Here is a 25194-nt window from a genome sequence, read left to right as displayed (position 1 = left end):
GCGGCGATTCGCGGTGACGTTACATTCGCGAGTCAGACGGCCGGCACCTTGGCGGCGATCTGCTGGGCGACGTTGACCGCGGAGACCGAATGCTGCAAACTGCACGCCACTACGTCGATGGCCACGTTGTCGGCCACAGTCAGCGCGCGCTGACAGGTCGTCCAAAGCCAATGCTCGGCAGCGTTGCGGCCGCTGAGGGTTTTGCCCACACTCAGCATGCCATTCACGTTGGAGACGGACCCGACGGTCCACACCTGATCAGGTTTGCCGGCAACGGTTTTGGTGAACTGTCGGTTCGAGCAGGTCGACCAGCGCTGAAACGAAGTGGTGAAGAACGCTTTGGCTTGTTGCACCGATGGAAATGACACCACCAGCTGGATACCGTAGAAGTCTGCTGTGCTCCCCGGTGTCTCCAGTTCTTGTCCGTACAACGCGTTCCAGCCACTGCCCGAGTAGGCCTCGCTTTCTCCCGGGCTCACCATGGGCAGGCAGGCCTTATCCGACACCGTGTCGTTGTCGTCGTAGGTCGATGTCGGATATTTCGGCCCGTCGACCCGCAGTCCGGTGGCGCCCAGCGCGGTGTCCATTTGATCGGGAGACAGCAGCAGGCCCTGCAGGTCGGCCTCGCCGACGAGCGGCGGGCCGCTCGGGCCGGCTGGGCCGGTCGCGGGACTGGCCGCGGAGGTCGGAGTGGCGGTCGAGGTCGCGGCGGTGGTGCCCGCTTTCTTCGATCCGAAATTCACAGCCATGATTGCGAGCGTGACAACTACCGCCAAAGCTCCGGCGCCGATCAAGAGCCAGCGCTTTCGTCCAGTGGGCGGCGTAGAGCGCGGCAGCAGCGGAGTGGCGTGCGGGGACCGCGCCGAACGCTGCTGCGCATAGGGACGCGGGCGGTACGGCGTCGTCGGAACGTCGGGGTTGGCAACAGCGGTGGGCGCCGAGGCGGCGGCATGAGCGGGAACGGCAGGCGCGATCAGGGCGTCTCGTGCCGCATCGGCCAGTTCGACCGCGGAGGCGTAGCGGTCCTCGGGTTTCTTGGCCATGCCACGGGAGATCACCTCGTCGAATCCAGCGGGTACCTGCGCGCGCTGCGCGCTGGGACGGGGCGGATCCAAGGACAGGTGCCCGGCGATCTGTTGCTCCATACTTTCGCCGGGGAAAGGGTGTTCGCCGGTGAGGCATTCGTGCAGCACACACGTCAGGGCGTAGACATCGGAGCTGGGCCCGGCGGTCCCGGCGAGGAAGCGTTCCGGTGCCATGTAGGCCATGGTGCCCACGATCATGCCGGTGGAGGTCAGCTTCGTCGCCGCCGCATCGTGGGCGATGCCGAAGTCGATCAGGTAGACGAAGTTGCGTCCGGTCACCAGGGCGTTGGACGGCTTGATGTCGCGGTGCACCAATCCGACGGCATGGGCCGCGTCCAGTGCACTGGCCAACTGCTCGATGACATGCACCGCCTCTTGCGCGCTCATCGGCCCGTCGCGTCGCAACAACTGCCCTAAGTCGATGCCCTCGACGATCGGCATCACGAGGTACAACTGTCCGTCGATTTCGCCGGACTCGTGAATCGGGATGATGTGCGGTTCGGTCAACCTGGCTGCGGTGTGGGCCTCGCGCCGGAAGCGCTCCCGGTAATCGGCCCGGTCGCCGAGTGCGGTGGGCAGCACCTTGATCGCGACATCGCGATTCATCAGCGTGTCGTGAGCCCGGTAGACGGTGCCCATGCCGCCCTGACCGATGACTGATAGCAGCCGGTAGCGCCCGAACGCGACCTCGTCCATCAGCGTCCCTTTCCTCACCGCGTACAACTGTGAAATTGCTTGGGGTGTAAGCGCTTTCGTGCGGCTCCCAGCGGAGGTGTCCGACTGTTGTTCCCTCCTGCGGCGGCGGCTGGTGTCAGGGCGGCACTGCACAGGACCGCCGGACCACACGTTTGCTGCCGACGATTTTCACACAGAAAACACCAGAACTACAGATAAACGGACCGCACCGGGTAACTTGCGGATACGCCGGGTCACCCGATCCGAAATCGGAGAGGCGCCGTTTCGAACTGGCACCGGCGGGCGCATGCTGACAATATTGCGGATGCCACTAGCGGCGACGGGTAGCAGCGAGGCGATGATTGCGACGGACCGGTTGACCGGCGGGCAAATTCGGGAACCGTTGGGCTACCTGGACATGATGGACGGCGATGTCTGCACGCGCACCGTCCCGATTTTCGATCAGCTGTTCGTCGGACGCGAATGCGCGGGAATCAGGGCGTCGCGTCGGCTGGTCATACCCGATCCCGAGATCTCGCGCACGCATCTCGAGATCCGGCTGCACGCCGAAGCCGATCAGGCCTTCGTGATCGACACCAGCAGCAACGGCACCTTGCTCAACGGGGTGCGGCTGGAACGGGCGGTGGCGTTGCTGATCCGGCCCGGCGACGAGATCCAGATCGGCGACGTGGTGCTGAAATTCCGCGCGGAGCGCTTCAACGGCATCCCGAAACGGGTGGTGAAGAGCACGCTGGCGCGGATCGGCAAATCCGCGATGGTGATGGTGGTCGGTGACATCGTCAACTACTCGACGATTTCGCAGGTGACCGACGAGGGGGTCATGGCGCACAGCCTGTACATGCTCTGGCGCCAGGTGGGTGGTGTGCTGCGCGCTCATCGGGGCACGCTCAGCCACTATGCCGGCGACGCGCTGTTCGCGGTCTGGGAGGTGCGCCGGTTTCCGGACGCCGCCGAGCTGGCCGTTGATTTCGCGTTGGCCGCGAATCGACTTGTCGAGGAGCTCGCGCCCGGGTGGCCGTTGCGCAGCCCGGACGGCGGGCCGATCCGGATGGGCTGGGGTGTGGTGCAGGGGGTGGCCGCACTGGCCGCGATGACCAGGTCGGCCGATGCGGTGATCGGTGATGCGACCAACGTGGCATTCCGGCTGGCGTCGATGGCGGGGCGTCAAGGGCGCGCTCCGGTGTTGGCGGCCAGCGGCGTGCAAGCCGCCGTCGCAGACCAGTTCACTTGGGGCCCAAGCGAAAGCGTCGAGATCAAGGGCCGGCACGGCACGGCGACGGTGTTCCCGGTGATCGCACGCAAGAGCGCCGACTAGACCATGGGGCGGGGCGTGACGCTGCAACTCAGACGGTCAATACGACCTTTCCGGTGACCTCGCCCGAAACCAGCAACCGGTGCGCCTCCGCGGCCTGCTGGATGGGTAACCGGGCGCCGATGATCGGTCGGACGGCCCCGCTGGCGAACATCGGCCAGACCGATGTAGTGACCGCCTCGGCGACGGCGCTTTTGCTGTTGGGCCCACTCACCGGCCGGCCGCGCAGCGTGGTGCCGATTACGCGCGCCCGCTTCGCCAGCAACTTGCCCAGGTTGAGTTCGGCCTTGACGCCGCCCTGCATGCCGATCACGATCAGCTGCCCGTCGGTGGCCAGTGCATCGATATTGCGGTCCAGGTAGGCCGCGCCCATGATGTCCAGGATTACGTCCGCGCCACCGCCGTTGGTTTCTTCTCTGATTCGCGCGACGAAGTCTTCGTCCTTGTACGAGATGGTGATCTGAGCGCCCAGGTCGCGGCAGAATTGCAGCTTCTCTGCCGACCCGGCGGTGACGGCAACCCGGGCGCCGAGCGCGCGAGCCACCTGGATCCCGTGGGTGCCGATCCCGCTGCCGCCGCCGTGCAGCAGCACCAGCTGGCCCGGGCCGAGGTGGGCGGTCATCACCAGGTTCGACCACACCGTGCAGGCCACCTCGGGGATTCCGGCCGCGTCGACGAGGTCGACCGGGGCGGGAATCGGCAGCACCTGCCCGGCGGGCACGGCGACGTACTCGGCGTAACCCCCGCCAGCCAGTAATGCGCAAACCTCTTGTCCGACAGACCAATTGGTGACATCCGCGCCGACTTCGGCGATGGTACCGCTGACCTCCATGCCGATGATCTCGCTGGCGCCCGGCGGGGGCGGGTACTTGCCGGCGGCTTGCAGCACGTCGGCGCGGTTGACGCCGGCGGCGGCAACTTTGACCAAGACCTCACCCGGGCCGGCGGATACGTCGGGGACGTCCTGCCAGCGAAGTTGTTCGGCGGATTCGGCGACGATGGCACGCATGAGGGTCACGCTACAAGCACCGTTACCCTTAGCAGCGGTGGCGTGGCAGAGCGGCCTAATGCACTCGCCTTGAAAGCGAGAGACGGCTAACACCGTCCGGGGGTTCAAATCCCTCCGCCACCGCAGCGCGAGTTCCCCGGGAGCGCCCGTTCGCCTCCGCCGGGCGGCTAAAATCTTGTCGCAGACACTTGCCAAATCCTCCATGTCGCGCTATATAAAAAGTGTGTCGTCAGACATAGATTTCCTGTCCACAACGATTGATGATTGGAGTGTTGGAGGTGGCGACCATGTTGGTGCGTAGCGATCCGTTCCGCGATCTCGATCGCTTCACTCAGCAGGTTCTGGGCACCGCGGCGCGGCCGGCGGTGATGCCGATGGACGCCTGGCGCGAGGGCGAGCAGTTCGTCGTCGAGTTCGACTTGCCCGGCATCAACGTCGACTCGCTGGATCTGGATATCGAGCGCAACGTGGTGACCGTTCGGGCCGAGCGTCCAGACGTGGATTCGAGCAAGGAAATGCTGGCCACCGAACGGCCGCGAGGGGTGTTCTCCCGGCAGTTGGTGCTCGGCGAGAATCTGGACACCGACCGCATCGAAGCCTCCTATGACGCCGGAGTGCTGCGGTTGCGCATCCCGGTGGCCGAGAAGGCCAAGCCCCGCAAAATCACCATCAGCCACAACCAGAACCAGCACGCGCTCAGCGCTTGAGCGGCCGCCGACAGAAGCTGGGTCAGTGATGTCGCAGTGCAGCACGGGGGCGGTGCGGGAAGTGTCACGCGCAGCCGTCGAGGCGCCGGCGCCGCAGACGGTGCCGCTGGTCACCGATGACGCATCGGTGATCGCGCTGATCGCCGAGGTCGACGCGATCCTGCGGGCGGCGGCCCGCCGTCTGCGGTGTCGGCCACCGGCACCACCGGCGACCGGATGCGCCCTCGCCGTGCCCAAGTCTGCCGGTCGGTCTTGGCGGCTGCCGGCGTACCCGCGGCACGGGCCGGCGCATCGAATCGATGCCGTGCAACGCAGCCCTCCGGCACCCGCCGGTGACCACGTTGAGCAGGAAGGGAGGTGATGTCATCACCAACGAGTCGAGTGGGCCAGCTCGCCACCCGGGCCACATCGTGGGCGCTGTCGGCACCTGCAGCGGTGACGACCACGCCGATGCCCAGGTTGGGCGACTCATCCCGGGGCGGGCGGCCCGTCCCCAACATGTTCTGCTGACCTGACAACTGAGAGATCCGAGGAGAGGGGCCAGAAAACGATGGATTCGATGACGCTGGAAGCCGACCCCGTCGACTGGCTGGAGCAGCATGACGTGGTGCCGCTGCCCGACGACGACTACCCCCATGCCGGCGACCGCGATCTGATGGCAGGCTGGTTCGCCAATCCTCAGCTACTCGGAGTGTGACGCAGCACCGCGGCTATTCCGTCGGTCGGGGCGATCCGCTCGTCGGTGCGCACCAGCGACGCCCCGGCCGATATCGCGAACAGCGGCAGCGCCTCGTCGGCCCGCATCACCCGTCCGGAACCCAGCTCCCGGTCGTCGCCGCGAGGGGCGACGGTGGTCATTCCTTCGTCGGCCACCACGACCGCATCGCCGATGTCGCCGACGATCAATGTGTCGATTGTTCCCTGCCGCAACGCCGAGCACACCGCACCCAAACCCTGCACGGCACGCCCGGAGCGGCGGCCGGCCTCGGCATCGAAACGCACCACGGCGTCGTCGACCGCGCTGAGCTGGCGGTCCAGAAACCACGCCTCGGCAGCCCACTTGAGCTCGTCGAAGTCATACTCACCGCGAGGTGCGCAGATCGGCAGCGACACCACCTGTCCGCACACCGATGTCGGCAGTGCGGCCATCAGGTTCGCCCGCGCCTCGGTGGTGCCGGCTACAAACGTGGTGCCGGCCAGGGTTTCGTCCAGCAGCTTGGTCAGCCGCGCCGCCACCCGGCCCAGTGCGCCGTCGACGGATTCGGAGTGCAGTTCGCCGCCGAGGTAAGCGCTGATATCGGCGCCGGTGGCGTCGACCATCGCCAGCAGATAGTTCGGGTTCTCCAGTCCGTGCGCGAGAATCGGGACGATGTAGGGCAGCTCCGAGACGCGTACCACCGTCGAATCGGTCGGACGCAGCAACACCTCGTTGAACAAGACGCCCTCGGGCCCGACGACCACCGCGCGGCCGCCCCGACGGATGGCCGGCCGGTTCCATCGCAGGACGGCCCGCTTGATCGCGTCGGTCATCGATTTGTCGGCGCCGAGCCGTTCCAACCGCTCGCGCAGTCCCTGCCAACGGTGGTCGAGCTGAATGGCCCCGGCACCGTTGCCCAAACCGACCGATTCCTCGTAATACACCGACACGAACGGACCGCTGCTTTCCAGCAGTTCACGGAACCGGACGGCGTGCATGACGGACAGGGGTACCCCAGGGGTACCCCGCACGCCGGTGAACAAACGTTCGCGTTAGACCGTCATCTCGGCGGCGATGGTGTCCATCAGGGCGGTGTAGCGCTTGAGCTCCGGGTCGCGCCCCGGCTTGCCGCTGCTGATCAGGCCCGCTGCCAGACCGCGCTGCGGGTCGGCCCAGATCGCGATGTTGGCCAGGCCCAGGTTGCCGAACGCCGCCGGGGCGTTGCGCCCGAACGGACCGAACCGTTTGGTGCCGAGCATGTACCCGGTGCCCCAGCGGGCGGGTTGCAGCCCCACCGCGAAGTCCGGCCGCAGCCGTCGGGATTCCTGCACCGCCCCGTACATGCGCTCCGGGCTCATGATGCGCACGCCGTCGAGTTCGCCTCCGCGGCGCCAGATTTCGGCAAAACGCGACAGTTCGTCGGCGGTGGAGATGGTGTTGGACGAGGGCACCACGGTGGTCAGGAACGCCGGGGTGTTGGTGTACGGGATGATCTCGTGCACGGTGCCGCCGATCGCCTTGCGGAAGAGGGCCGCGATCACCGGCGGCAGCGGTCGGCCGGTGGGGTGGCTGGGGGCGACCAACGGGACGTCCTGCGGGGCCACGCCGAAGTTGGTCCACCGGAAATTCAGCGGGTCCAGGATCTCGGTCGCCAGGATCTCGCGGATGTCTTTGCCGGCCGCGGCGTAGACGATCTCGCGCATGAGCGGGCCCCAGGTCAGTGCGTGATAGATGTGCACCAGGCCGGGGCGGTACAGCGGCCGCAGTTTGCCGAGCTGCTCCTGGGCGTACTCGTGGTCGTCGGCGCGGCGCAGATCGGGCTTGGGCCCGGTGGGGAACGGGACGCCCGCACTGTGGGTCAGTACGTGCCGGATGGTGGTCCGGTCCTTGCCGTGGCTGGTGTAGCTGGGGATGTACTCGCAGACCCGGTCGTCGAGGGCGAATACGCCGCGCTCGACGAGCATGTGGATGACGGTCGCGGTGATCCCCTTGGCCGCCGAGTACACGCAGAACGGGGTGCCGGTGGTGACGGGGACTTTCTCCGCGTCGGGTTGGTCGGTCGGCGCGTTGCCCCAGCCGTGCCCGATGGCGCGGTTGAGCACCACCTTGCCGTTGCGGCGGATGCACAGCTGGATGGCGGGGTGCATGCCGCCCTGATACCAGTGCCGGGCGGCCTGCCAGATCCGTTCGACGGCGGCGCTGTCGACCTCGGAATGGTCTTCGTCAGCGGTCGCCGTCACGGCGTCCAGGTCGGCGGGAACGCGAATCTTGCCGTCGGGAGTCATCAAACCCGAGGGTACGTGCGCTACTCGCCGGTGAACCGTGGCGGGCGCTTCTGGAAGGTGGCCGCGATGGCTTCGGAAAGGTCCTTGGACGGCAGGAACGCGGAGTTCCACGCGGCGACGTAGCGCAGGCTCTCCGATACCGCCGCGATGCGTTGCTGGTCGAGGACGTCCTTGACGCCGTAGACGGCCAGCGGCGGGTTGGCGGCGATCTCGGCGGCGGTGGCGTGGGCGGCGGCAAGGGCGGCTTCCGCGTCCTCGAACACGTCGTTGACCAGGCCGATCTTCTCGGCGCGGGCGGCGTCGATGTCTTTGCCGGTCAGCGCGAGTTCGCGCAGATGCCCGTCGTTGAGGATCAACGGCAGCCGGGCCAGACTGCCGACGTCGGCGACGATGGCCAAGCGGACCTCACGGACGGAGAACTTGGCGTCGGCGCTGGCGTAGCGGATGTCGACGGCGGAGATCAGGTCGACCCCACCGCCGATGCACCAACCCTGCACGGCGGCGATGGTCGGGGTGCGGCAGTCGGCGACCGCGGTGATGGCGCCCTGCATGCGCCGCAGTTCGGTGTGGAAGTCGGTGCGGGCGCGGGCCAGCGCGTTGTCGGCCATCAGCGGCGCGAAGGTACCGCCCATCGCGGGCAGGTCCAGGCCGTAGCTGAAGTTCTTACCCGAGCCGGCGATCACGATGGCGCGCACCTCCCGGTCGGCGTCCAGCGTGGCGAAAACGTCGGGCATCTCCGCCCAGAAAGCGGGTCCCATGGCGTTGCCCTTGCCCGGACCGATCAGCGTCACCTGCGCGACGTGATCCTTGATCTCGACCGTGACCGATTCGTATGTTGCGCCCATGCGTCAGACCGTAGCGTGGCGAGTATGCCCTCGGACTTGCGACCCGGACCGGATTCTCCGCCCACCGACGAGCTGGCCAGCGCCGAAGCCACCCTTGCGGTGCTGCGCAAGTGGTTCATCCCATCGGCCGCGACGACAGGTCCAAGCAGACGCCATGCTCCGACTACGACCGGGCGTCGAGCGTCACGCTGCCGCAACCGTCGGCGCCCAGCGTCACGCTGGCGTGACGTTCGGCGAGGGGGCGGCCCGGCCCGCTATACCCGCTCGAGATAGAAGTAGAAGTACCGGCCGTCGTGCACGACGCCCTTGCCGTTCATGATGCCCAGCACCGCGGTGTCGTCGACCTTCTTGAAGTGGTCGTGCACCGGTTGGCCGTCATAGACCATCGTCGCGGTGATTTCGCCGCGGAATTCCTCCAGCCACAGGCTGGCTTCGCCTTTGCCCAGCGGGACGTTGGAGAACTTGTTGCCGTCGTCGTCCAGGCACACCAGCGGCTGCACGTCGAAGACGGACTTGAACGTCTTGCCGTACCAGCGGGACTTCTCCAGCTGTCCGTTCATGGGGTGGCCGGTGACGAACTCGCCGCCCTTCCACTCACCGAGCATGCCGTCGATCGTCGCGGGCTGCAGCGTCGCCCAGAAGTCGTCGAGCTCGGCGTCCGGGATCGCGCCGGTGCGTTCCTTGAAGTCCTCGAACTGCTTACGCGCCACGCTCATCTGTTTTCTCCTCTGATCCAGCTGCGGGCGAACCGCAGCAGGGCGTCGTTTTCCTCGGTGGCCGCCGTCACGGTGACCCGGACACCGTCGGTGCCGTACGGGCGGACGATGATCAGCGCGTCGGCGGCCTGCTCCACGAAGTCCCGGGTGCGCGCGCCCAATGGCAGCCAGGCGAAGTTGGCCTGCGACGACGGTAGTTGGAAACCCGCCTCGCGCAGTGCCGTGCTGACCCGCTCGCGTTCGGCGACGACTGTGTTGGTGCGGGCCAGCAGTTCGTCGGCGGCTTCCAGTGACGCGATGGCCGCGGCCTGCGAGACGCTGGTCGCGGTGAACGGGACGTAGACCTGGTCCAGGGCGGTGATCACGTCGGGGTGGCCGACCGCGTAACCGACCCGCAGTCCCGCCAGTCCGTAGGCCTTGGAGAAGGTGCGCAGCACCACGACGTTGTCGTGGGCGCGGACCAGCCCGAGGCTGTCCGGTGCCATGCCGTCGCGGATGTATTCGACGTAGGCCTCGTCGATGGCGATCAGGATGTGTGGCGGCACCGCCTCCACGAAGCGGGTCAGCGCGTCCGGGTCGACGACGGTCGACGTCGGGTTGTTGGGATTGCACACGAAGATCAGCCGGGTGCGGTCGGTGACGGCGGCCAGCATCGCGTCGAGGTCGAAGGTGTGCTCGGTCAGGGGGATCTGGACCGGGATGGCGCCGGCGACCTGGACCTGCGGCGGGTACAGCTCGAAGCTGCGCCACCCGAAGACCACCTCGTCGCCGGCCGACGCGGAGATCTGCACCAGCTGCTGGCACAGGCTCACCGATCCGCAGCCCACCGCGACGTGCTCGGGTGCGAACTCGGGGCCGAGATGCCGGGCCAGCGCCGCCTTGAGTTGTACGCACCCGTTGTCGGGGTAACGGTTGATCAGCTCGGTGGCGTTCTCGATGGCCGCGCGGACGCTGGGCAACGGTCCGAACACCGTTTCGTTGCTGGCCAGTTTGATGGCGCCGGGGACGGTCTTGCCCGGCACGTACACGGGAAGCCCGGCCAGCGCGGGCCGCAGGCGGGCGGTCACTTCGACAGCATATGTCGCGGCTGTGTACGCTATGCCTCCGGCGGTTCCGGGTTCCTCGGTCGGGTACCCTCAGGGAGGCCAAGGAGGCGTGCCAGAGCGGCCGAATGGGGCTCACTGCTAATGAGTTGTTCCCCTCAAAGGGAACCGGAGGTTCAAATCCTCTCGCCTCCGCCACGCAACACCAGCAGGACAACTTAAGACCGGCGCCCGTAGCTCAACGGATAGAGCATCTGACTACGGATCAGAAGGTTAGGGGTTCGAATCCCTTCGGGCGCGCTTTTTCCACTTCCCCCGCGTGAACGCAGGGCGGTTCTGCCGCCTGATTTCCGCCCACATTTCACGCGAGCCCCGCAGCAGGTCGCAGGGCCAAAGCAGCTGCCGGGATCACCGATGGTGTGGTGGCGCCTCGTCGCGTAAGCGTTGCTCGTCCTGCGCCGAACGCATTTCATCCTCGTCGCTGTAGCGCTCCTGCTCCTCGCGCGTAACGCGGGGTGTCGGATCGCCGGGGGAGCGTTCGGAGGTCATCGGCCGATTATCTCAGCAGCCAGCGCTACCTCGTCTCGATCAGCCGCAGAGCCCGCTCGAACAAGTGCACGGTGGCCGCGTGCAGCTGGTCGCCGACTTCCTTTTCGGCTTTGCCGGCGCAGGCCCGCGCCAGGGTTCCTTCGATCACGATGCCCAGCTTGAAGCAGGCCAGCACGGTGTACCAGTCGATGTGCGACAGATCCCGGGTGGTGTTCTCCGCATAACGCGCCAGCAGTTCGTCGGTGCTGGCCAGCCCGTCGGTGCCGCCGAGGGCGTGACTGAACACCGAGGACCCGTCGTCCTGGCGCCAGGTGGCCAGTAGCCAGCCCAGGTCCAGCAGCGGGTCCCCGATGGTGGACATCTCCCAGTCGCAGATGGCGACCACTTCCGGGCCGGTGCGGGAGAACATCACGTTGGCGGCGTGGTAGTCGCCGTGCATGATGCCGGGCTTCCAGCTCGTTGGCCGGTTGCGCTCCAGCCAGCCCGCAACCTCCTCGATGCCGGGGATGTCCGGCCCGGGGTAGCCGTCGTACTCCTGGTAGGACTCCAGCTCCGAAAGCCAGCGCGGCACTTGGCGTTCCAGGAAGCCTTCGGGTTTGCCGTAGTCGGCGAGGCCGACCGCGACGTGGTCGACGGCGCCCAGCTTGGCCAGCGCGTCGGCCATCGACAGCCCCATGCCGTGCCGGACCTCGGCATTGCCCGCGTGCAGCGGCGGCAGGCCTTCGCCGGCGTTGAAGCCCTCGATCGGCTCCCATCAGGTAGAACACAGCGTCGCCCAGCACGCTGGTGTCGTCGCAGCTGGCAATCAGGTGTGGATGCGGCACATCGGAATCGGCCAGCGCCGCCAGGACCCTGGTCTCGCGCAGGATCACGCTGTTGCTGCGGGCACGCAGATGGCGCGGCCCACGGCGCAGCACGTAGGAGCGGCCGGATCGGGTGAAGCGCAGCATCACGTTCTGGGTGCCGCCGGTGATGGCGGTGACATCCTGCAGCGGGCCTTCGCCGAGCCCCTGGGTCGACATCCACCGAGCCACCGCGTCCAGGTCGACCGACGTCATGATGTGGCCCGCGGGGTCTGCGCCCAGATCATCCCGTCCCGCTGGGCGGACACCGGCGTGTGAGTCATGCTGCTCCTATGCAACCTGTCTACCGTCTGGCAAAAAGCGTAGGGGACTCTTGAAGGGCGTTTGCCACTCAGGTCGGCTGGAAGAATGGGCGGCATGCCGCGTACCGACAACGATTCCTGGGACATCACCGAAAGTGTCGGCGCCACCGCTCTGGGTGTGGCCGCCGCCCGCGCCGTCGAAACCGAGAGCGACGACCCGCTGATCCGAGACCCGTTCGCGCGGGTGTTCCTGGATGCCGCGGGCGAAGGGGTGTGGAGCGTCTACGCCAACCCGGAGTTGCTGTCCGGTGCGGCCGAGGTGGAACCGGAAGTGGTTGCGCGGGTGCGGTTGATGGTCGACTTCATGGCGACGCGCACCGCGTTCTTCGACGAGTTCTTCCTCGGCGCCGCCGATGCCGGTGTTCGGCAGGTGGTGATACTGGCATCGGGGCTGGACTCGCGGGCCTGGCGGCTCCCCTGGCCGGACGGCACCGTCGTATACGAACTGGACCAGCCGCGCGTCCTGGACTTCAAGGCCACCACCTTGCGCCGGCATGGCGCCCAGCCCACGTCGCAGCTGGTGAGCATTCCGGTGGACCTGCGCCAGGATTGGCCAAAGGCATTGCAGGAGGCCGGGTTTGATGCGTCCAAGCCGTCAGCTTGGTCGGCCGAGGGCTTGGTGCGGTACCTACCCGCCCAGGCTCAGGACCTGTTGTTCGAGCGCATCGACGCGCTCAGCCCGTCGGGCAGCTGGTTGGCCTCGAACGTTCCCGGCGAAGGCTTCCTGGATCCCGAGCTGGTACGACGGCAGCGTGCGGACATGCGACGGATGCGTGCGGTGGCCGCGCAACTGGCCAATGTCGAGGTCGAGGACCCCGACGACCTCTGGTACGCCGAGGAGCGCACCCCGCTGGCCGACTGGTTGCGGGAGCGTGGCTGGCAGGTGTCGGCGCAGACCTTCGCGGAGTTGCTGGCCCGATATGGCCGCGACGCCGGTGGTGAGCGGGAAAACTCGCTGCCGCCAACCCTTTTTTGTGTCCGCCCAGCGTCCGTAAGCGCGGCGTCACCATCAGCGGACGTCCCGCCCAGCTGTTTGATTATTGAAAACCGTTGTCCGCCAACATATTTCAGCTCGAGGGTCGAGGGCTCTGCACGTCCTTTTTGATTTCCGCGATCGCGTCGACAGGGGTGAGATTCTGGCCCTGGCTGTTTTGGCCCAGCTGTGGCCAGCCCGCGCCCCGCGCCCCCGGGTCCGCGCAGCTGATCCCAGATCTCGCGCACCTTGGTCAGCAACTCCGTCTGTTCCTCGTCGCTGAGCGCCATCAGCGGTCCTCCGTTCGCGGTGATGCCGCACGCGGCGGCGAATTGTTGCGGTGTCAGCCCGTCGGCGGAATTCATGTCGCACCGGCCGAATGGCAGCGCGCCCTGGGGCAGATTCGGGCTGTAGCCCGAACCGTCGGTGTACTGGTGGGCCACCTGGCCGGGCAGGTTGGGGTTGGAGCCGTATCCGGCGGCCACCAACCGCAACCCATCTGGGCGCACCCGCCACATGTTGTAGAAGTCATAGGCGTTGGCGTAGCCGATGATTCGCGCTGCCGAGCCGGCGTAGTCCGCCAGGTTCCAGTACAGCGGGTTGATCCAGCCCGACCCGTCGCCGGCCGGGTTGCCGCCCGATTCGACGTCGAGCATCAGGGCCACCCGCGGGTGCAATCCGCCTTGTGCGTCGATTGCCGAACGCACCGTATCGGCGGTGGCCTGCCAATTCGGGCGCACGTAGGTGTAGACGATGCCGAACGCCAGCCGGCCACTGTCCAACGCGGTGCGCATCCAGGCGTAGTTGCGCGCGAAGTTGTGGTCGACGTAGGTGCCGTCACTGACGCGAATCGAGAGCACCTGGTACGGATACGAGTCATCCACGGGCACTTGGTATTCCGAGACATCCGCGAACAACGTGTCGGTCACGGTGCCGTTATCCCCCTTTGCCGCAATGGTTGTCGCACCATGCTACCGAGACAAGACCGGCGCTCGCGCCAGCGGGGAGGTACCGGCAGCGGCTCGGGCGTACAAGTTCTCCGGCGCGTCGAATGCGCGCGCCGTCTGGTGTTCCGGGCCGACGTCGTGGGTCGGCACCGCAGATTCTACGCGCAGTCCAGGTTTAGGTACGAGTGCAACGGGCAAAGCTCTCGGCACGGGAATTGTATCGGGACAACGGAGGAAACTATGGTTCGCGGTCGCGGAATTCTGGGCGCAATTGTGCTGGTGTGGCTGCTCATAGGGATCCTCGCAGCCTGGCAGCGCGACTATTTCAAAGGTGAGGAAACCAGTTGTGCCTCACTGGGAACCGTTGCGGTGACGGTCATTGCCGGGCCACTGAATTACATGGGCGTGAATCCGAAGGTAAAGGATTGCCACGCACCACGCCTGCCGCAACCCAGCGCAATGCATTCAATCGAACTCATCCCTGCTAGGTAAAGGAAAATCACAATGATTCTCGTCGGTGCACTCCTGCTCATCCTCGGATTCGTTTTCGGCGTCCATCTTTTGACGGTGCTCGGCGTGGTGCTGCTCGTCGTCGGTGCGGTGATGTGGGCCATGGGCTCCATCGGCCGCCCGGTGGCCGGCCGGCGCTACTGGTATTAAACGACCCACCATGAAACGGTCGCGTGATCGCAATGCGGTCACGCGACCGTTTCATAGCAGCCACACAGCAACGCCATAGCCTCGGCCTAAGGGAATACCCGGATACTGGATCGCGTGGCGTCTCCAAAAACTTCGGTCGAGCGGGTAGTGATGTGCCGCGCGGACGGCCAACCGGTCACCGTGCTGGTGGTCGACGACGAACCCGTCCTCGCGGAAATGGTGTCGATGGCCTTGCGTTACGAAGGCTGGAATATCGCGACGGCCGGTGACGGCTCATCGGCGATTGCCACCGCGCGGGCCGAACGGCCCGACGTGGTCGTTCTCGACGTGATGTTGCCCGACATGAGCGGCCTCGATGTGCTGCAGAAACTGCGGCAGGAAAACCCACGGCTGCCGGTGCTGCTGTTGACGGCCAAGGACGCGGTGGAAGACCGCATCGCGGGGTTGACCGCCGGCGGGGACGATTACGTCACTAAACCCTTCAGCATCGAAGAAGTTGTGCTGCGGCTGCGTGCGTTGCTGCGGCGCACCGGGGTGACCACCGTCGACAGCGGCGGCAGGCTGGTCGTCGGCGACCTCGTCCTCGACGAGGACAGCCACGAGGTGACCCGCGCCGGCGAACCGATCTCGTTGACCTCCACCGAATTCGAGTTGCTGCGGTTCATGATGCGCAACGCCAAGCGGGTGCTGAGCAAGGCTCAGATTCTGGACCGGGTATGGAGCTACGACTTCGGCGGCCGGTCCAACATCGTCGAGCTCTACATCTCCTACCTGCGCAAGAAAATCGACAACGGACGCGAACCCATGATCCACACGCTGCGCGGCGCAGGCTATGTCCTCAAGCCGGCGCGCTAGGAGGCCGGGAGTCTGGTCGCTTCGTGTGCGGCTCCTGGTTGGGCAGGTCGCCGTGCTGGCGATCGTCTGCGTGGGAATCACCGCGGCCACCGAATTGGCTTTGCGCCACCACCTGCTGGCTCAACTCGACAGCCAATTGAGCGGAACGTCCTACCGGTCGTCGCTGATGTATCCCGACCCGCCGCGCCGGCACGAATCACGCGCGGTCAAGAGCGGTCCCGGCCCCAGGTTTCTGGACGCTCCGGGCCAGCCGGCCGGCATGGTCGCAGCCGTGGTTACTGACGGCAAGACCGTCGACTCCGGTTATCTGACCAGCAGTGGTGCCCGGGCCGCGTTGACGCCGACCGCCCAGCAGCAGCTGGAACGGATCGCCGGCACCCGCTCTCCGGTGACGTTGAACCTCGACGGTCTGGGCCGCTACCGGGTGATGGCCGCGCCGAGCCGCAACCAGCAGGACCTGATCGTCACCGGCCTGTCGATGTCCAACATCGACGCCACCATGCTGCGCATGCTGGTCATCTTCGGCATCCTCACTTTGATCGCGCTGGCGGCGGCGACCACGGCCGGCGTGGTGATCATCCGGCGTGCGCTGGCGCCGCTGCGCCGGGTCGCGCAGACCGCGACCAAGGTCGTCGAATTGCCGTTGGACCGCGGCGAGGTGGAACTGCCGGTACGCGTCTCCGAAACCGACGCCAACCCCAATACCGAAGTGGGACAACTCGGTTCGGCCCTCAATCGGATGCTCGACCACATCTCCGCGGCGCTGTCCACGCGACAGGCCAGCGAGACCCGGGTCCGCCAGTTCGTCGCCGACGCCAGCCACGAACTGCGTACTCCGCTGGCCGCCATCCGCGGCTACACCGAACTGGCCCAACGCATGGGTGACGACCGGGAAGCGGTGGCGCACGCCATGAGCCGGGTGTCCTCGGAGACCGAGCGCATCACCCGACTCGTCGAGGACCTGCTGCTGCTGGCCCGGCTCGACTCGGGACGTCCGTTGGAGCGGGAACCGGTGGATCTGTCCCGGCTGGCCGTCGACGCGGTCAGCGACGCCCATATCGCTGGGCCGGACCACGAGTGGGAGCTCGATCTGCCGGCCGAGCCGGTGGTGGTGGTCGGCGACGAGGCCCGGCTGCGCCAGGTGATGGCCAATCTGCTGGCCAACGCCCGGGTGCACACCGGCGCGGGCACCGTGGTCACCACCCGGCTGACCGCCGAGCCGACGCATGCGCTGCTGCAGGTCGTCGACAACGGCCCCGGCATTCCGGCGGCGCAGCAGTCGGAGGTTTTCGAGCGGTTCGTGCGCGGCGACACCTCGCGGTCACGCAAAGGCGGCAGCACCGGGCTGGGCCTGGCGATCGTCTCCGCCGTCGTCCGCGCCCACAACGGGACGATCACGGTGCACAGCTCACCCGGCAATACCGAGTTCGCGGTGCGGTTGCCCGTGAACGGGTGGGCAACCGCACCGCCCGAGAACCCGTCGGTGAATTAGCCTCAGGGGCAGGTGACGTCGATTTCGAACGACTTCTTCACGATCGCCGTCGGATTGGCCATGTCCGCCCCGGTGGCAGTGCCGCTGATCTTGTAGCTGCTGCCGTTCTTGGTCGCTTCTGCCTTGGCATCGGGCGTTCCGGGGGCGTAGGCCAGCGAGACGCCGTTGACGTTGCCGAGCGCAACCGACTTGACCTCGGGCGGATTGGCGTCGGAGAGCACCGCGCCGATCCCGGTCGCCTGTCCGCCGATCGCGATGTTGACGGTGCCGCCGACCGTGGTGCACAGGGTGGTTCCGCTGACGTGCTGGTCCTGGCCGTCGATGAGGACCTTCGACGCGGAGGTGCCGCTGCCCCCGCCGGGGGCCGCGCTGGAGGAGCCGCTGCTCGTTGCCGGCTTGTTGTTGCTCGAACAGCCCGAAAGACCCGCCGCCACAATGGCCGCTGCAGCTGCTGCAACCGTCAGTCCACGCTTCACCTGTGCTCCTTTGCCCGAGGAAACGATCCGTCGTCGTTGAGGACCGCCCCGGCAGTATGCGACTGAACCGGACCCGGGGTCCAGGAACCGCGGAAAATTCCTCGATAGTTCGTTAACTCGGCGGACCGCAATGGTGGCAAGGTATTGGCAGTGGAGCACAAATCGCCTTCCGAGGTCATCGAGTCAGCACACGCAAATCATTCGCTGCCGGTGCACGACACCAGAGACTTCGACGACGCCGACCGCGGCTTCATCGCCGCCCTGTCCCCATGCGTCGTCAAGGCGGCCGACGGCCGGGTGGTGTGGGACAACGACCTGTACGCATTCCTCACCGGCCCGGCGCCCACGTCGGTGCACCCCAGCCTGTGGCGCCAGTCCACACTGGCGGCCAAGCAAGGCCTCTACGAAGTGGTTCCGGGCATCTACCAGGTCCGCGGTCTGGATATCTCCAACATCAGCTTCGTCGAGGGCGACACCGGCGTCATCGTCATCGACCCCCTGGTGTCCACCGAGACCGCCGCCGCGGCGCTGCAGTTGTACCGGACCCACCGAGGCGGGCAACGTCCCGTCGTCGCGGTCATCTACACCCACAGCCACGTCGACCACTTCGGTGGCGTACTGGGGGGTCACCTCACAGGCCGACGTCGATGCCGGCAAGGTCGCAGTGCTGGCTCCGGAGGGCTTCACGGCGCACGCGGTCCAGGAGAACGTGTACGCGGGTCCGGCCATGACGCGCCGCGCCACCTACATGTACGGGGCGCTGTTGGACCGCGGCCCGCAGGGGCAGGTGGGAAGCGGTCTCGGTCAGGTTGCCTCGACCGGGGAGGTGGCCCTGATCGTGCCCACGGTAGACATCCGGTCGACGGGGGGAGACGCACACCATCGACGGCGTGCAGATCGAGTTCCAGATGGCACCGGGCACCGAGGCGCCCGCCGAAATGCACTTCTATTTCCCGCAATTCCGCGCTCTGTGCATGGCCGAGAACGCCACCCACAACCTGCACAACCTGTTGACGCTGCGTGGAGCGCTGGTCCGCGATCCGCATGCCTGGGCGGGGTATCTCACCGAGGCCATCGACACCTTCGCCGACCGCGCCGACGTGGTGTTCGCCTCCCATCACTGGCCGACGTGGGGCCGCGACCGCATCGTCGAATTCCTCTCGCTGCAACGGGATCTCTACGCCTACCTGCACGACCAGACGTTGCGGCTGCTCAACCAGGGCTACACGGGCGTTGAGATCGCCGAAATATTCGAAATGCCACCGGCTTTGGACCAAGCTTGGCATGCCCGCGGCTACTACGGTTCGGTGAGCCACAACGTCAAAGCGGTCTACCAACGCTACATGGGCTGGTTCGACGGCAACCCGGGCCGGCTCTGGCCGCACCCGCCCGAGGCGCTGGGGCCCCGCTATGTCGAGGCCATCGGCGGCCTGGACCGTGTGGTCGAACTCGCCCAAGGCGCGTTCGACGAAGGTGATTTCCGTTGGGCGGCAACACTGCTCGACCACGCGATGTTCACCGACGAGCAGCACGGCGAGGCCCGTCGGCTGTATGCGGACACCCTGGAACAACTGGGCTATGGCGCCGAGAACGCGACCTGGCGCAACTTCTTCCTCAGCGGCGCCACCGAACTACGGATCGGCAACTTCGGCACCGCCACCAGCGTCACGTCGCCGACGTTGCTGGCGCAGCTGACGCCCGAGCAGGTGTTCGACAGCCTGGCCATCCGGGTGAACGGTCCCCGCAGCTGGGATCTCGACGTCACCATCGACGTCACGTTCACCGATGTGGACACCAACTACCGTCTGGCCCTGCGCAACGGCGTGCTGGTGCATCGCCGCGTCCCCGCCGACCCGGCCACCGCCACCGTTACGATCAAGCTGGCCAACAAGGTTCGGCTGTTGCTGGTGGCGATCGGTGATTTCGACTCACCGGGGCTGGAGCTCTCGGGCGACCGGTCGGCGCTGCAGTCCCTGATCGCGGTGCTCGATGCGCCCGACCCCGACTTCAACATCGTCACGCCCTAGTCCGCTTGCTGCGCGGTCAGGCGACGTCGATGATGACCTTGCCCAGCACCTTCCGGTCCGCGACGTAACGCAACGCGGCCGCGGTCTGCGCCAACGGGAAGCGGGCGCCGATGTACGGCCGAATCTTGCCGTCGGCGAACATCTTTGACAGCTCGGCCAGGTCGCGGACGCATTCGTCGGGGTAGTCGCTGAGGAAGGTGCGGATCTCCATGCCGCGGACCGTAATGTCCTTGAGCATCACCAGATTCAGCGGAATCGCCGGGATTGTTCCCGCGGCGTAGCCGAGGGTGACGAAGATGCCGCCGCGGGCCAGCCCGCGCAGCGCCGGTTCGGCATAGGATCCGCCGACCGGGTCGAGCACCACGCGGGCCCGATCTTCGGTGAGTTCGCGGATACGCAGCTTGAGGTCCTCGTTGTCGTAATCCACGGTGGCCTGCGCGCCACGCTCCCGACACAGTTGCAGCTTCTCCGGGCTGGACGCCGCGGCCAGCACGTGTGCGCCCATCGCCACGGCCAGGTCCACCGCGGCCAGGCCCACCCCGCCGGCCGCGCCGAGCACCACGACCCAGTCACCCGCCTTGACTTCGGCCACCGAGCGCAGGGCGTGATAGGCGGTGCGGTAGGTCACGCCGAATGCAGCGGCCGACCCGAAGTCGACGCCGTCGGGGACCACATCTGCGACCGACCCGTCGAGCAGCGCGAGTTCGGCGAACGCGCCGTACGTCGTGCCGAACACCCGCTGGCCCACGTCGAACGTCGCGCCTTCGCCGACGGCCACCACCTCGCCGGCGATCTCGTTGCCGGGTATGAACGGCGGCGGAATCTTGACCTGGTACTTGCCGGCGACGAACAGCACGTCGGGAAAGTTAACCGCCGCGGCGTGCACCCGCACCAGCACCTGCCCGGGCGCCGGTACCGGGTCGGCCACCTCGGTGAGCACCAGATCCTCCGGGGGACCGTAGGCGTTGCAGACGATTGCGCGCATCAATTCACTCCCAGACCCAGCAGACAGAACCGCACCAGGTGGCCGATGTCGTCAGGACCCGGCCGATCACCTGAGCCCACATAACGCCGCATCATCGCCACCGTGCAACCGTAGACCGCCGCCACGTCACGTTCGACATCGGCGCTGCCGAGCGCCGTCACCGGTTCGACCAACAACCCCCGCATCGGCTGCATCATTTCCTGGTCGGCGACATGCCAATTCGACATCTGCCCGGCCACCGCACGGCTCATGCTGAGCAGGTGCGGGTCGGCGACCTGAGCCAGCGCACCCTCGATCCAGCGGGCAACTTTGTCTTGGGGCCGAGACTCCTTGGCCATCTGATGTTCGAGGTAGGACACCACGATTGCGACTCCGCGCTCCATCACGGCCAGGATCAGATCGTCTTTTCCGGCGAAGTACCGGTAGAACGCCTTGTTCGACGAGCCGGCCTCGGCCACGATGTCGCTGACCCGCGGCGGCTCGGGGGCCACCCGCTCCATCACCCGCACCGCGGCGTTAAGGATGCGTTCCACCTCCTCGGTGGCGCCGCGCTGCCGGTCGTCGAGCGCCCGCCCGACGGCCGCGGCGACCCTGCCGTTCACGGCGAATCAGGCAGCGCCGGAACGCGATCCACCAGTCCGGCGTATTTCTTGCGGGCCGCTTCACGGCGGACATCCAGCATCTCGCTGGGCCACTCGCCTTCCTCGGCCTGGTAGCCCTTGAGCAGCATCCGAGCCAGGTTGACCTTGTGCGCCTCGGTGGGACCGTCGGCCAGGCCCAGCGCGATACCACCCAGCAGGGTGTTGACCAGTGGCAGCTGGTCGCTGAGCCCCAGCGCGCCGTGGACCTGTATCGCGCGCATACCAATGGATTTGAGCACCTGGGATGCCAGGATCTTGCAGGTGGCGATCTCGGCGCGGGCGGCACGTTCATCGCCGTTGTCGATCAGCCACGCGGCGTGCAGCACGGTCAGTCGGAACGGTGTCAACTCGGTGTAAGAGTCGGCGATGAACTCCTGCACCATCTGCTTCTCGGCCAGCAAACCGCCTTGGGTGAAGCGGCTTTTCGCACGCCGCGACATCATCTCGACGGCCCGCTGCGCCACCCCGAGCGAGCGCATCGCGTGGTGTAGCCGGCCACCCGCCAACCGGGTTTGCAGGATCAGGAATCCTTGGCCGGCCTCGCCCAGCAGCGCGTCCGGTCCTACCCGGACGTCGTCGTAACGGACCAGCGAGTGTCCCGGCTCGTGGGGGTCCGCACCGACCAGGTGATGGTTGGCTTCGATGGTGAGACCCGGTGTCCCGGCCGGGATCAGGAAGGTCGATGCGCCGTGGTGCACGGGCACGTCGGGATCGGTGATCGCCACGACGATGAAGAACGATGCGATCGAAGCGTTGGAGGAGAAGAACTTTCGGCCGTTGATCACCCAGTCGTCGCCGTCGCGCACCGCACGCGTGGTGAACACCCGCGGATCGGCTCCGCCCTGCGGCTCGGTCATCGAGAAGCAGGAGAAGATCTCACCGGACAGCAGTCCGTCCAGGTAGCGGTCCTTCTGTTGCTGGGTGCCGAAGCGGGCGAGGATCTCGGCGTTGCCGGTATCGGGTGCTTGCGTTCCGAATACTATTGGCGCCCAAGGACTACGGCCCAAGATCTCGTTGATCAGCGTCAGCTTGACGGCACCGAAGCCCTGCCCTCCCAGTTCGGGTCCCAAGTGCGGCGCCCACAGGCCCTGGTCGCGGACTTGCTGTTTGAGCGGGTCGACGATGCGGCGGCGTTCGTCGTCCAGCGGCAGGAACTCACAGCCGGGGAACAGCACCTCGAGCGGCTCGACTTCCGCACGGACGAACTGGCGCACCCACTGCAGCTTCTTCTCGAACTCCGGTTCGGTAGAGAAATCCCACGCCATCGATCGTTCCTCTCGTTAGGGGATGCCGCCGTCGGCTCGCAGGATCGAGCCGGTGGTGAAACTGGATGCGTCCGACGCCAGAAACAATGCAGCGCCGACGATTTCGGACGGATTGCCGGCGCGCTTGAGCGACAGGTGTTCGAACGGATTTCGGGTGGCCTGGTCGAGATTCCAGGCTTTGCTGACGTCGGTGAGGAAGGGTCCGGCCATCAGTGTATTGACCCGCACCGCCGGCCCGAACGCCTTCGCCAACGCCTCGGTCATCGCATTCAACCCGGCTTTCGCGCACGCATACGGAATGATGTCGGGCGTCGGTCGCAGCGATCCGGCGGTGCTTACGTTGATGATCGAGCCGCGCCCGGCAGCCACCATCCGCTCACCGACCAGCGCCGAAAGCCGAAACGGCCCTTTGAGATTGAGGTTGAGCACCGAATCGAACAGCTTCTCGGTGACGTCGGTGAGCTTGTCGTACAACGGCGACATGCCGGCGTTGTTGACCAGGACGTCGACCTTGCCGAACGCGTCATAGCTCGCCTCGACCAGCCCGTCGAGCTGATCCCACCGGCCCACGTGCACCTGGTATGGCATTGCGGTGCGGCCGGTCTCGGACTCGATCTCGTTGGCGACGGCCACGCAGTTGTCCAGGTTGCGGCTGGCGATCACCACGTCCGCACCGCAGCGGGCCGCACCGAAAGCGACCTCGCGGCCCAGCCCTCGGCTGCCGCCGGTGATCAGCACCACTCGGTCGGTCAGGTCGAGAAAAGTTGCTCGGCGTAACCCATTTCAACGGGCCTTGGCCGGCAGCGAGCGGGCCATCTCGGCCGCGGTGGCAATCAACTGCGGGATCATCGCTGCGAACGCGTCCCTTGATCTTCGGATCGACTCTGCCGGTGCGCACGCCGGCAGCATACGTTTTCTCCAGCACGATGCCCAGCTTCCAGTTGGCCAATACCAGGTAGTAGTCGATGTTCTCGGTGGACAGTCCGCTGAGTTTCTCGTAGTGGTCCAGCAATTCGCTGCGCTTGGGCATGCCGGCCATGTCCAGATAGAAGCCATCGGCGCGCGGTTCTTCCCCGTCGTAACCCAGCAGCGACCACGCCAGGTCGAGCAGCGGATCGCCGACGGTGGTCATCTCCCAGTCCACGATCGCGGCCAGTCGTGCCGGGGCTCCGTGGGCGAACATCACATTGGCGAACTGGTAGTCACCGTGCATGATGCCCGGCTTATAGCGCGCCGGACGATTGCGGCGCAGCCAGTCGGCGGCCTCGTCCAGTCCGGGCAACTCACGCACTTTGTAAGCGTCCAGGAATGCCAGCCACCGGTCCACCTGCCGGTCGTGGAAACCGTCCGGGCGACCGAAGCCCTCGAGACCCTGGGCGCGCCAGTCCACCCGGCCGAGTTTGGCGGCGCCTTCGACAAGCTGGAACGCCAGTTCACGACGGGCGGACAGATCGGTGTCGAACGGCTCAGCCCAGCCGCCGTCCATCGGGCTCCACCCGTCGATGGCGGTCATCACGTAGAACGGCAGGCCCAGCACCGAGCCGGTCTCGTCGGCCGCGATCAACTCCGCGTGTGGAACGTCGGTGCCGGACAGCGCCCGGACCAGCCGGATCTCGCGCAGCAGCCCGTTGATGCGGGCGGCGTCGGCGCGGGGGCCGGGCATCCGCAGCACCATGCGTTCCGGTCCGCGCCGGACCAGGTACAGCGTGTTCTGCGATCCGCCGCTGAGCTGCTCGAGAACGGGCTCCTCACCCTGGCCGGGAGCGCCCTCCGAGTCGAGCCACCGACCGAGTGCGCCGCAGTCAAGCTGGATCCCCCTCGGTGCCGGTCGCGCATCGGTCATGGTCGCACACCTCACTCTCCATGCGGAGAATAGCATTCTCCACGGTGTTGGGAGGGCCGGATTGGCGCCATGCGAGGCTTGCCGCATGCAACTGCTTCTGGTCCGGCACGCGTTGCCGCTGCGCAGCGAACCTGGCGAGGGCGCCGACCCGCATCTGTCGGAGACGGGCTTCGAGCAGGTCGCCCGCCTGCCCGACGCGCTGTCTCGGTTTCCCATCTCCCGAGTGGTCTCCAGCCCCCAAAAGCGCGCCATCCAGACCGCCGAACCGGTGGCGCAGCACCACGGGCTGCCCATCGAGATCGACGACCGGTTCGCCGAATACGACCGCGATCTGCACTCCTACATACCGGTCGAGCAGATCAAGACCGAGTTCCCCGAGGAATGGGCGCGGATGGCGCAGGGGCATCTGCCCAGCGCGGTGGACGAGGACGCATTCCGCGCCCGGGTGCGGGCCGCCGTCGACGATCTGGTCGCCAGCGCCGAGCCCGATGAGACGATCGCGGCGTTCAGCCACGGCGGAGTGATCAACGTGGTGTTGCACGAGATGCTGGGCACCGCCCGGTTGCTGTCGTTTCCCATCGACTACACGTCGGTGACGCGGCTGTTGTTCTCCCGGGAGGGGCAGGGCACGGTGGCGAGTGTTAACGGCACCGAGCATGTGTGGGATCTGCTGCCGAGAAACCAGCGGTGATGAGTCGACGATGCGAGCCGCGTAGCGGCTTGAGGAGGAGCGAACAGATTCGGTAGGGGTGAGTCGACGATGCGAGCCGCGTAGCGGCTTGAGGAGGAGCGAACAGATTCGGTAGGGGTGAGTCGACGATGCGAGCCGCGTAGCGGCTTGAGGAGGAGCGAACAAATTCAAAGGGGTGAGTCGACGATGCGAGCCGCGTAGCGGCTTGAGGAGGAGCGAACAAATCCAAA

The 25194-nt window shown here is 66.7% G+C and carries 21 protein-coding genes, 3 tRNA genes and 6 pseudogenes; 15 read left to right on the top strand and 15 right to left on the bottom strand.

Features of this window, described 5'->3' with window-relative positions; genetic code table 11:
* Positions 1-32 precede the first annotated feature (32 nt).
* Positions 33-1799 (bottom strand): serine/threonine-protein kinase PknH/PknJ, encoded by a 1767-nt coding sequence (locus tag L6444_RS29280; protein WP_236979007.1) that lies wholly within the window; start codon positions 1797-1799, stop codon positions 33-35.
* 286 nt (positions 1800-2085) lie between these two features.
* Here L6444_RS29280 and L6444_RS29275 point away from each other — a divergent pair, with 286 nt between their 5' ends.
* Positions 2086-3096, top strand: a complete 1011-nt coding sequence (locus L6444_RS29275) for an adenylate/guanylate cyclase domain-containing protein (protein WP_236979005.1) — start codon at positions 2086-2088, stop codon at positions 3094-3096.
* Between the two features lie 28 nt (positions 3097-3124).
* Here L6444_RS29275 and L6444_RS29270 read toward each other — a convergent pair whose 3' ends face one another.
* Positions 3125-4102, bottom strand: coding sequence for an NAD(P)H-quinone oxidoreductase (locus L6444_RS29270; RefSeq protein WP_236979003.1), 978 nt, complete (start codon positions 4100-4102; stop codon positions 3125-3127).
* 36 nt (positions 4103-4138) lie between these two features.
* Here L6444_RS29270 and L6444_RS29265 point away from each other — a divergent pair.
* From L6444_RS29265 to L6444_RS29250, 4 genes are all read left to right on the top strand, one after another.
* Positions 4139-4225, top strand: a tRNA-Ser gene (locus L6444_RS29265).
* A 164-nt stretch (positions 4226-4389) separates the two neighbouring features.
* Positions 4390-4809 (top strand): Hsp20/alpha crystallin family protein, encoded by a 420-nt coding sequence (locus L6444_RS29260; RefSeq protein ID WP_236979001.1) that lies wholly within the window; start codon positions 4390-4392, stop codon positions 4807-4809.
* Positions 4810-4870: 61 nt separating this feature from the next.
* On the top strand, positions 4871-5170 hold the full coding sequence (locus L6444_RS29255) for a hypothetical protein (RefSeq protein ID WP_236978999.1): 300 nt from the start codon (positions 4871-4873) through the stop codon (positions 5168-5170).
* A 189-nt stretch (positions 5171-5359) separates the two neighbouring features.
* Positions 5360-5506, top strand: coding sequence for a hypothetical protein (locus L6444_RS29250; protein WP_236978997.1), 147 nt, complete (start codon positions 5360-5362; stop codon positions 5504-5506).
* Here the strand turns inward: L6444_RS29250 and L6444_RS29245 are convergent.
* Genes L6444_RS29245 through L6444_RS29235 form a run of 3 tightly spaced genes read right to left on the bottom strand, consistent with a single transcriptional unit; the run spans position 5488 to position 8636 of the window.
* Positions 5488-6504, bottom strand: a complete 1017-nt coding sequence (locus L6444_RS29245; protein ID WP_236978995.1) for a baeRF2 domain-containing protein — start codon at positions 6502-6504, stop codon at positions 5488-5490. The two genes, L6444_RS29250 and L6444_RS29245, sit on opposite strands and share 19 nt — an antisense overlap.
* A gap of 54 nt (positions 6505-6558) precedes the next feature.
* Positions 6559-7794, bottom strand: coding sequence for a lipase LipE (lipE, locus tag L6444_RS29240; protein ID WP_236978993.1), 1236 nt, complete (start codon positions 7792-7794; stop codon positions 6559-6561).
* Positions 7795-7811: 17 nt separating this feature from the next.
* Positions 7812-8636, bottom strand: coding sequence for a crotonase/enoyl-CoA hydratase family protein (locus L6444_RS29235; RefSeq protein WP_236978991.1), 825 nt, complete (start codon positions 8634-8636; stop codon positions 7812-7814).
* Between the two features lie 24 nt (positions 8637-8660).
* On the opposite strand from L6444_RS29235, the pseudogene L6444_RS29230 reads away from it, so the two are divergent.
* Positions 8661-8806, top strand: a pseudogene (locus L6444_RS29230) (TIGR03086 family metal-binding protein); the annotation flags it as partial.
* A gap of 84 nt (positions 8807-8890) precedes the next feature.
* On the opposite strand, the gene L6444_RS29225 reads toward L6444_RS29230, so the two are convergent.
* Together L6444_RS29225 and L6444_RS29220 are read right to left on the bottom strand one after the other, a co-directional pair.
* Complete coding sequence (locus tag L6444_RS29225) at positions 8891-9352, bottom strand: DUF4334 domain-containing protein (protein WP_236978989.1); 462 nt, start codon at positions 9350-9352, stop codon at positions 8891-8893.
* A complete protein-coding gene (locus L6444_RS29220; RefSeq protein ID WP_236978987.1) occupies positions 9349-10419 on the bottom strand; it encodes a pyridoxal phosphate-dependent aminotransferase in 1071 nt (356 codons plus the stop codon). The genes L6444_RS29225 and L6444_RS29220 overlap by 4 nt, the downstream gene beginning before the upstream one ends.
* An 82-nt stretch (positions 10420-10501) precedes the next feature.
* Between L6444_RS29220 and L6444_RS29215 the strand changes: the two genes are divergently transcribed.
* Together L6444_RS29215 and L6444_RS29210 are read left to right on the top strand one after the other, a co-directional pair.
* A tRNA-Ser gene (locus L6444_RS29215) sits at positions 10502-10593 on the top strand.
* Positions 10594-10622: 29 nt separating this feature from the next.
* Positions 10623-10695, top strand: a tRNA-Arg gene (locus tag L6444_RS29210).
* Between the two features lie 108 nt (positions 10696-10803).
* Here L6444_RS29210 and L6444_RS29205 read toward each other — a convergent pair.
* A complete protein-coding gene (locus L6444_RS29205) occupies positions 10804-10944 on the bottom strand; it encodes a hypothetical protein (RefSeq protein ID WP_236978985.1) in 141 nt (46 codons plus the stop codon).
* Between the two features lie 25 nt (positions 10945-10969).
* A pseudogene (locus tag L6444_RS29200) lies at positions 10970-12002 on the bottom strand (phosphotransferase family protein).
* Positions 12003-12164: 162 nt separating this feature from the next.
* On the opposite strand from L6444_RS29200, the pseudogene L6444_RS29195 reads away from it, so the two are divergent.
* From L6444_RS29195 to L6444_RS29175, 5 genes and pseudogenes are all read left to right on the top strand, one after another.
* Positions 12165-13082: pseudogene (locus L6444_RS29195) on the top strand (class I SAM-dependent methyltransferase); the annotation flags it as partial.
* Between the two features lie 1187 nt (positions 13083-14269).
* Entirely contained in the window at positions 14270-14521 is a 252-nt protein-coding gene (locus tag L6444_RS29190; protein ID WP_236978984.1) for a hypothetical protein, read from the top strand.
* A gap of 12 nt (positions 14522-14533) precedes the next feature.
* Positions 14534-14689, top strand: a complete 156-nt coding sequence (locus tag L6444_RS29185) for a DUF6131 family protein (RefSeq protein ID WP_236978982.1) — start codon at positions 14534-14536, stop codon at positions 14687-14689.
* 150 nt (positions 14690-14839) lie between these two features.
* Complete coding sequence (gene tcrX, locus L6444_RS29180) at positions 14840-15544, top strand: two-component system response regulator TcrX (RefSeq protein WP_236984503.1); 705 nt, start codon at positions 14840-14842, stop codon at positions 15542-15544.
* Positions 15522-17036: a sensor histidine kinase gene (locus tag L6444_RS29175; protein WP_236978980.1), complete on the top strand. Its 1515-nt coding sequence runs from the start codon at positions 15522-15524 to the stop codon at positions 17034-17036. Before tcrX ends, L6444_RS29175 begins: the two co-directional genes overlap by 23 nt.
* A 2-nt stretch (positions 17037-17038) precedes the next feature.
* Here the strand turns inward: L6444_RS29175 and L6444_RS29170 are convergent, their stop codons facing one another.
* Positions 17039-17512 (bottom strand): lipoprotein LpqH, encoded by a 474-nt coding sequence (locus L6444_RS29170; protein ID WP_236978978.1) that lies wholly within the window; start codon positions 17510-17512, stop codon positions 17039-17041.
* Between the two features lie 144 nt (positions 17513-17656).
* Between L6444_RS29170 and L6444_RS29165 the strand changes: the two are divergent.
* Positions 17657-19539 (top strand): annotated as a pseudogene (locus L6444_RS29165) (alkyl/aryl-sulfatase).
* Between the two features lie 16 nt (positions 19540-19555).
* Here the strand turns inward: L6444_RS29165 and L6444_RS29160 are convergent.
* From L6444_RS29160 to L6444_RS29140, 5 genes and pseudogenes are all read right to left on the bottom strand, one after another.
* Complete coding sequence (locus tag L6444_RS29160; protein ID WP_236978976.1) at positions 19556-20524, bottom strand: NADPH:quinone oxidoreductase family protein; 969 nt, start codon at positions 20522-20524, stop codon at positions 19556-19558.
* Positions 20524-21126 carry a TetR/AcrR family transcriptional regulator gene (locus L6444_RS29155; protein ID WP_236978974.1) on the bottom strand — a complete coding sequence of 201 codons (603 nt, stop codon included), beginning with the start codon at positions 21124-21126 and terminating at the stop codon, positions 20524-20526. The genes L6444_RS29160 and L6444_RS29155 overlap by 1 nt, the downstream gene beginning before the upstream one ends.
* Complete coding sequence (locus tag L6444_RS29150; protein ID WP_236978972.1) at positions 21123-22430, bottom strand: acyl-CoA dehydrogenase family protein; 1308 nt, start codon at positions 22428-22430, stop codon at positions 21123-21125. The genes L6444_RS29155 and L6444_RS29150 overlap by 4 nt, the downstream gene beginning before the upstream one ends.
* A 15-nt stretch (positions 22431-22445) precedes the next feature.
* Positions 22446-23212, bottom strand: a pseudogene (locus L6444_RS29145) (SDR family NAD(P)-dependent oxidoreductase).
* A gap of 1 nt (position 23213) precedes the next feature.
* A pseudogene (locus L6444_RS29140) lies at positions 23214-24273 on the bottom strand (phosphotransferase family protein).
* An 85-nt stretch (positions 24274-24358) separates the two neighbouring features.
* On the opposite strand from L6444_RS29140, the gene L6444_RS29135 reads away from it, so the two are divergent.
* Positions 24359-24964, top strand: a complete 606-nt coding sequence (locus L6444_RS29135) for a histidine phosphatase family protein (RefSeq protein ID WP_236978971.1) — start codon at positions 24359-24361, stop codon at positions 24962-24964.
* The last annotated feature ends 230 nt before the right edge of the window (positions 24965-25194 follow it).

Source organism: Mycobacterium kiyosense (genome assembly GCA_021654635.1).
In the GTDB taxonomy this organism is placed as follows: domain Bacteria; phylum Actinomycetota; class Actinomycetes; order Mycobacteriales; family Mycobacteriaceae; genus Mycobacterium; species Mycobacterium kiyosense.
The sequence above is the reverse complement of the archived record's forward strand: the minus strand, read 5'-3'. Positions and strand labels throughout refer to the sequence as shown.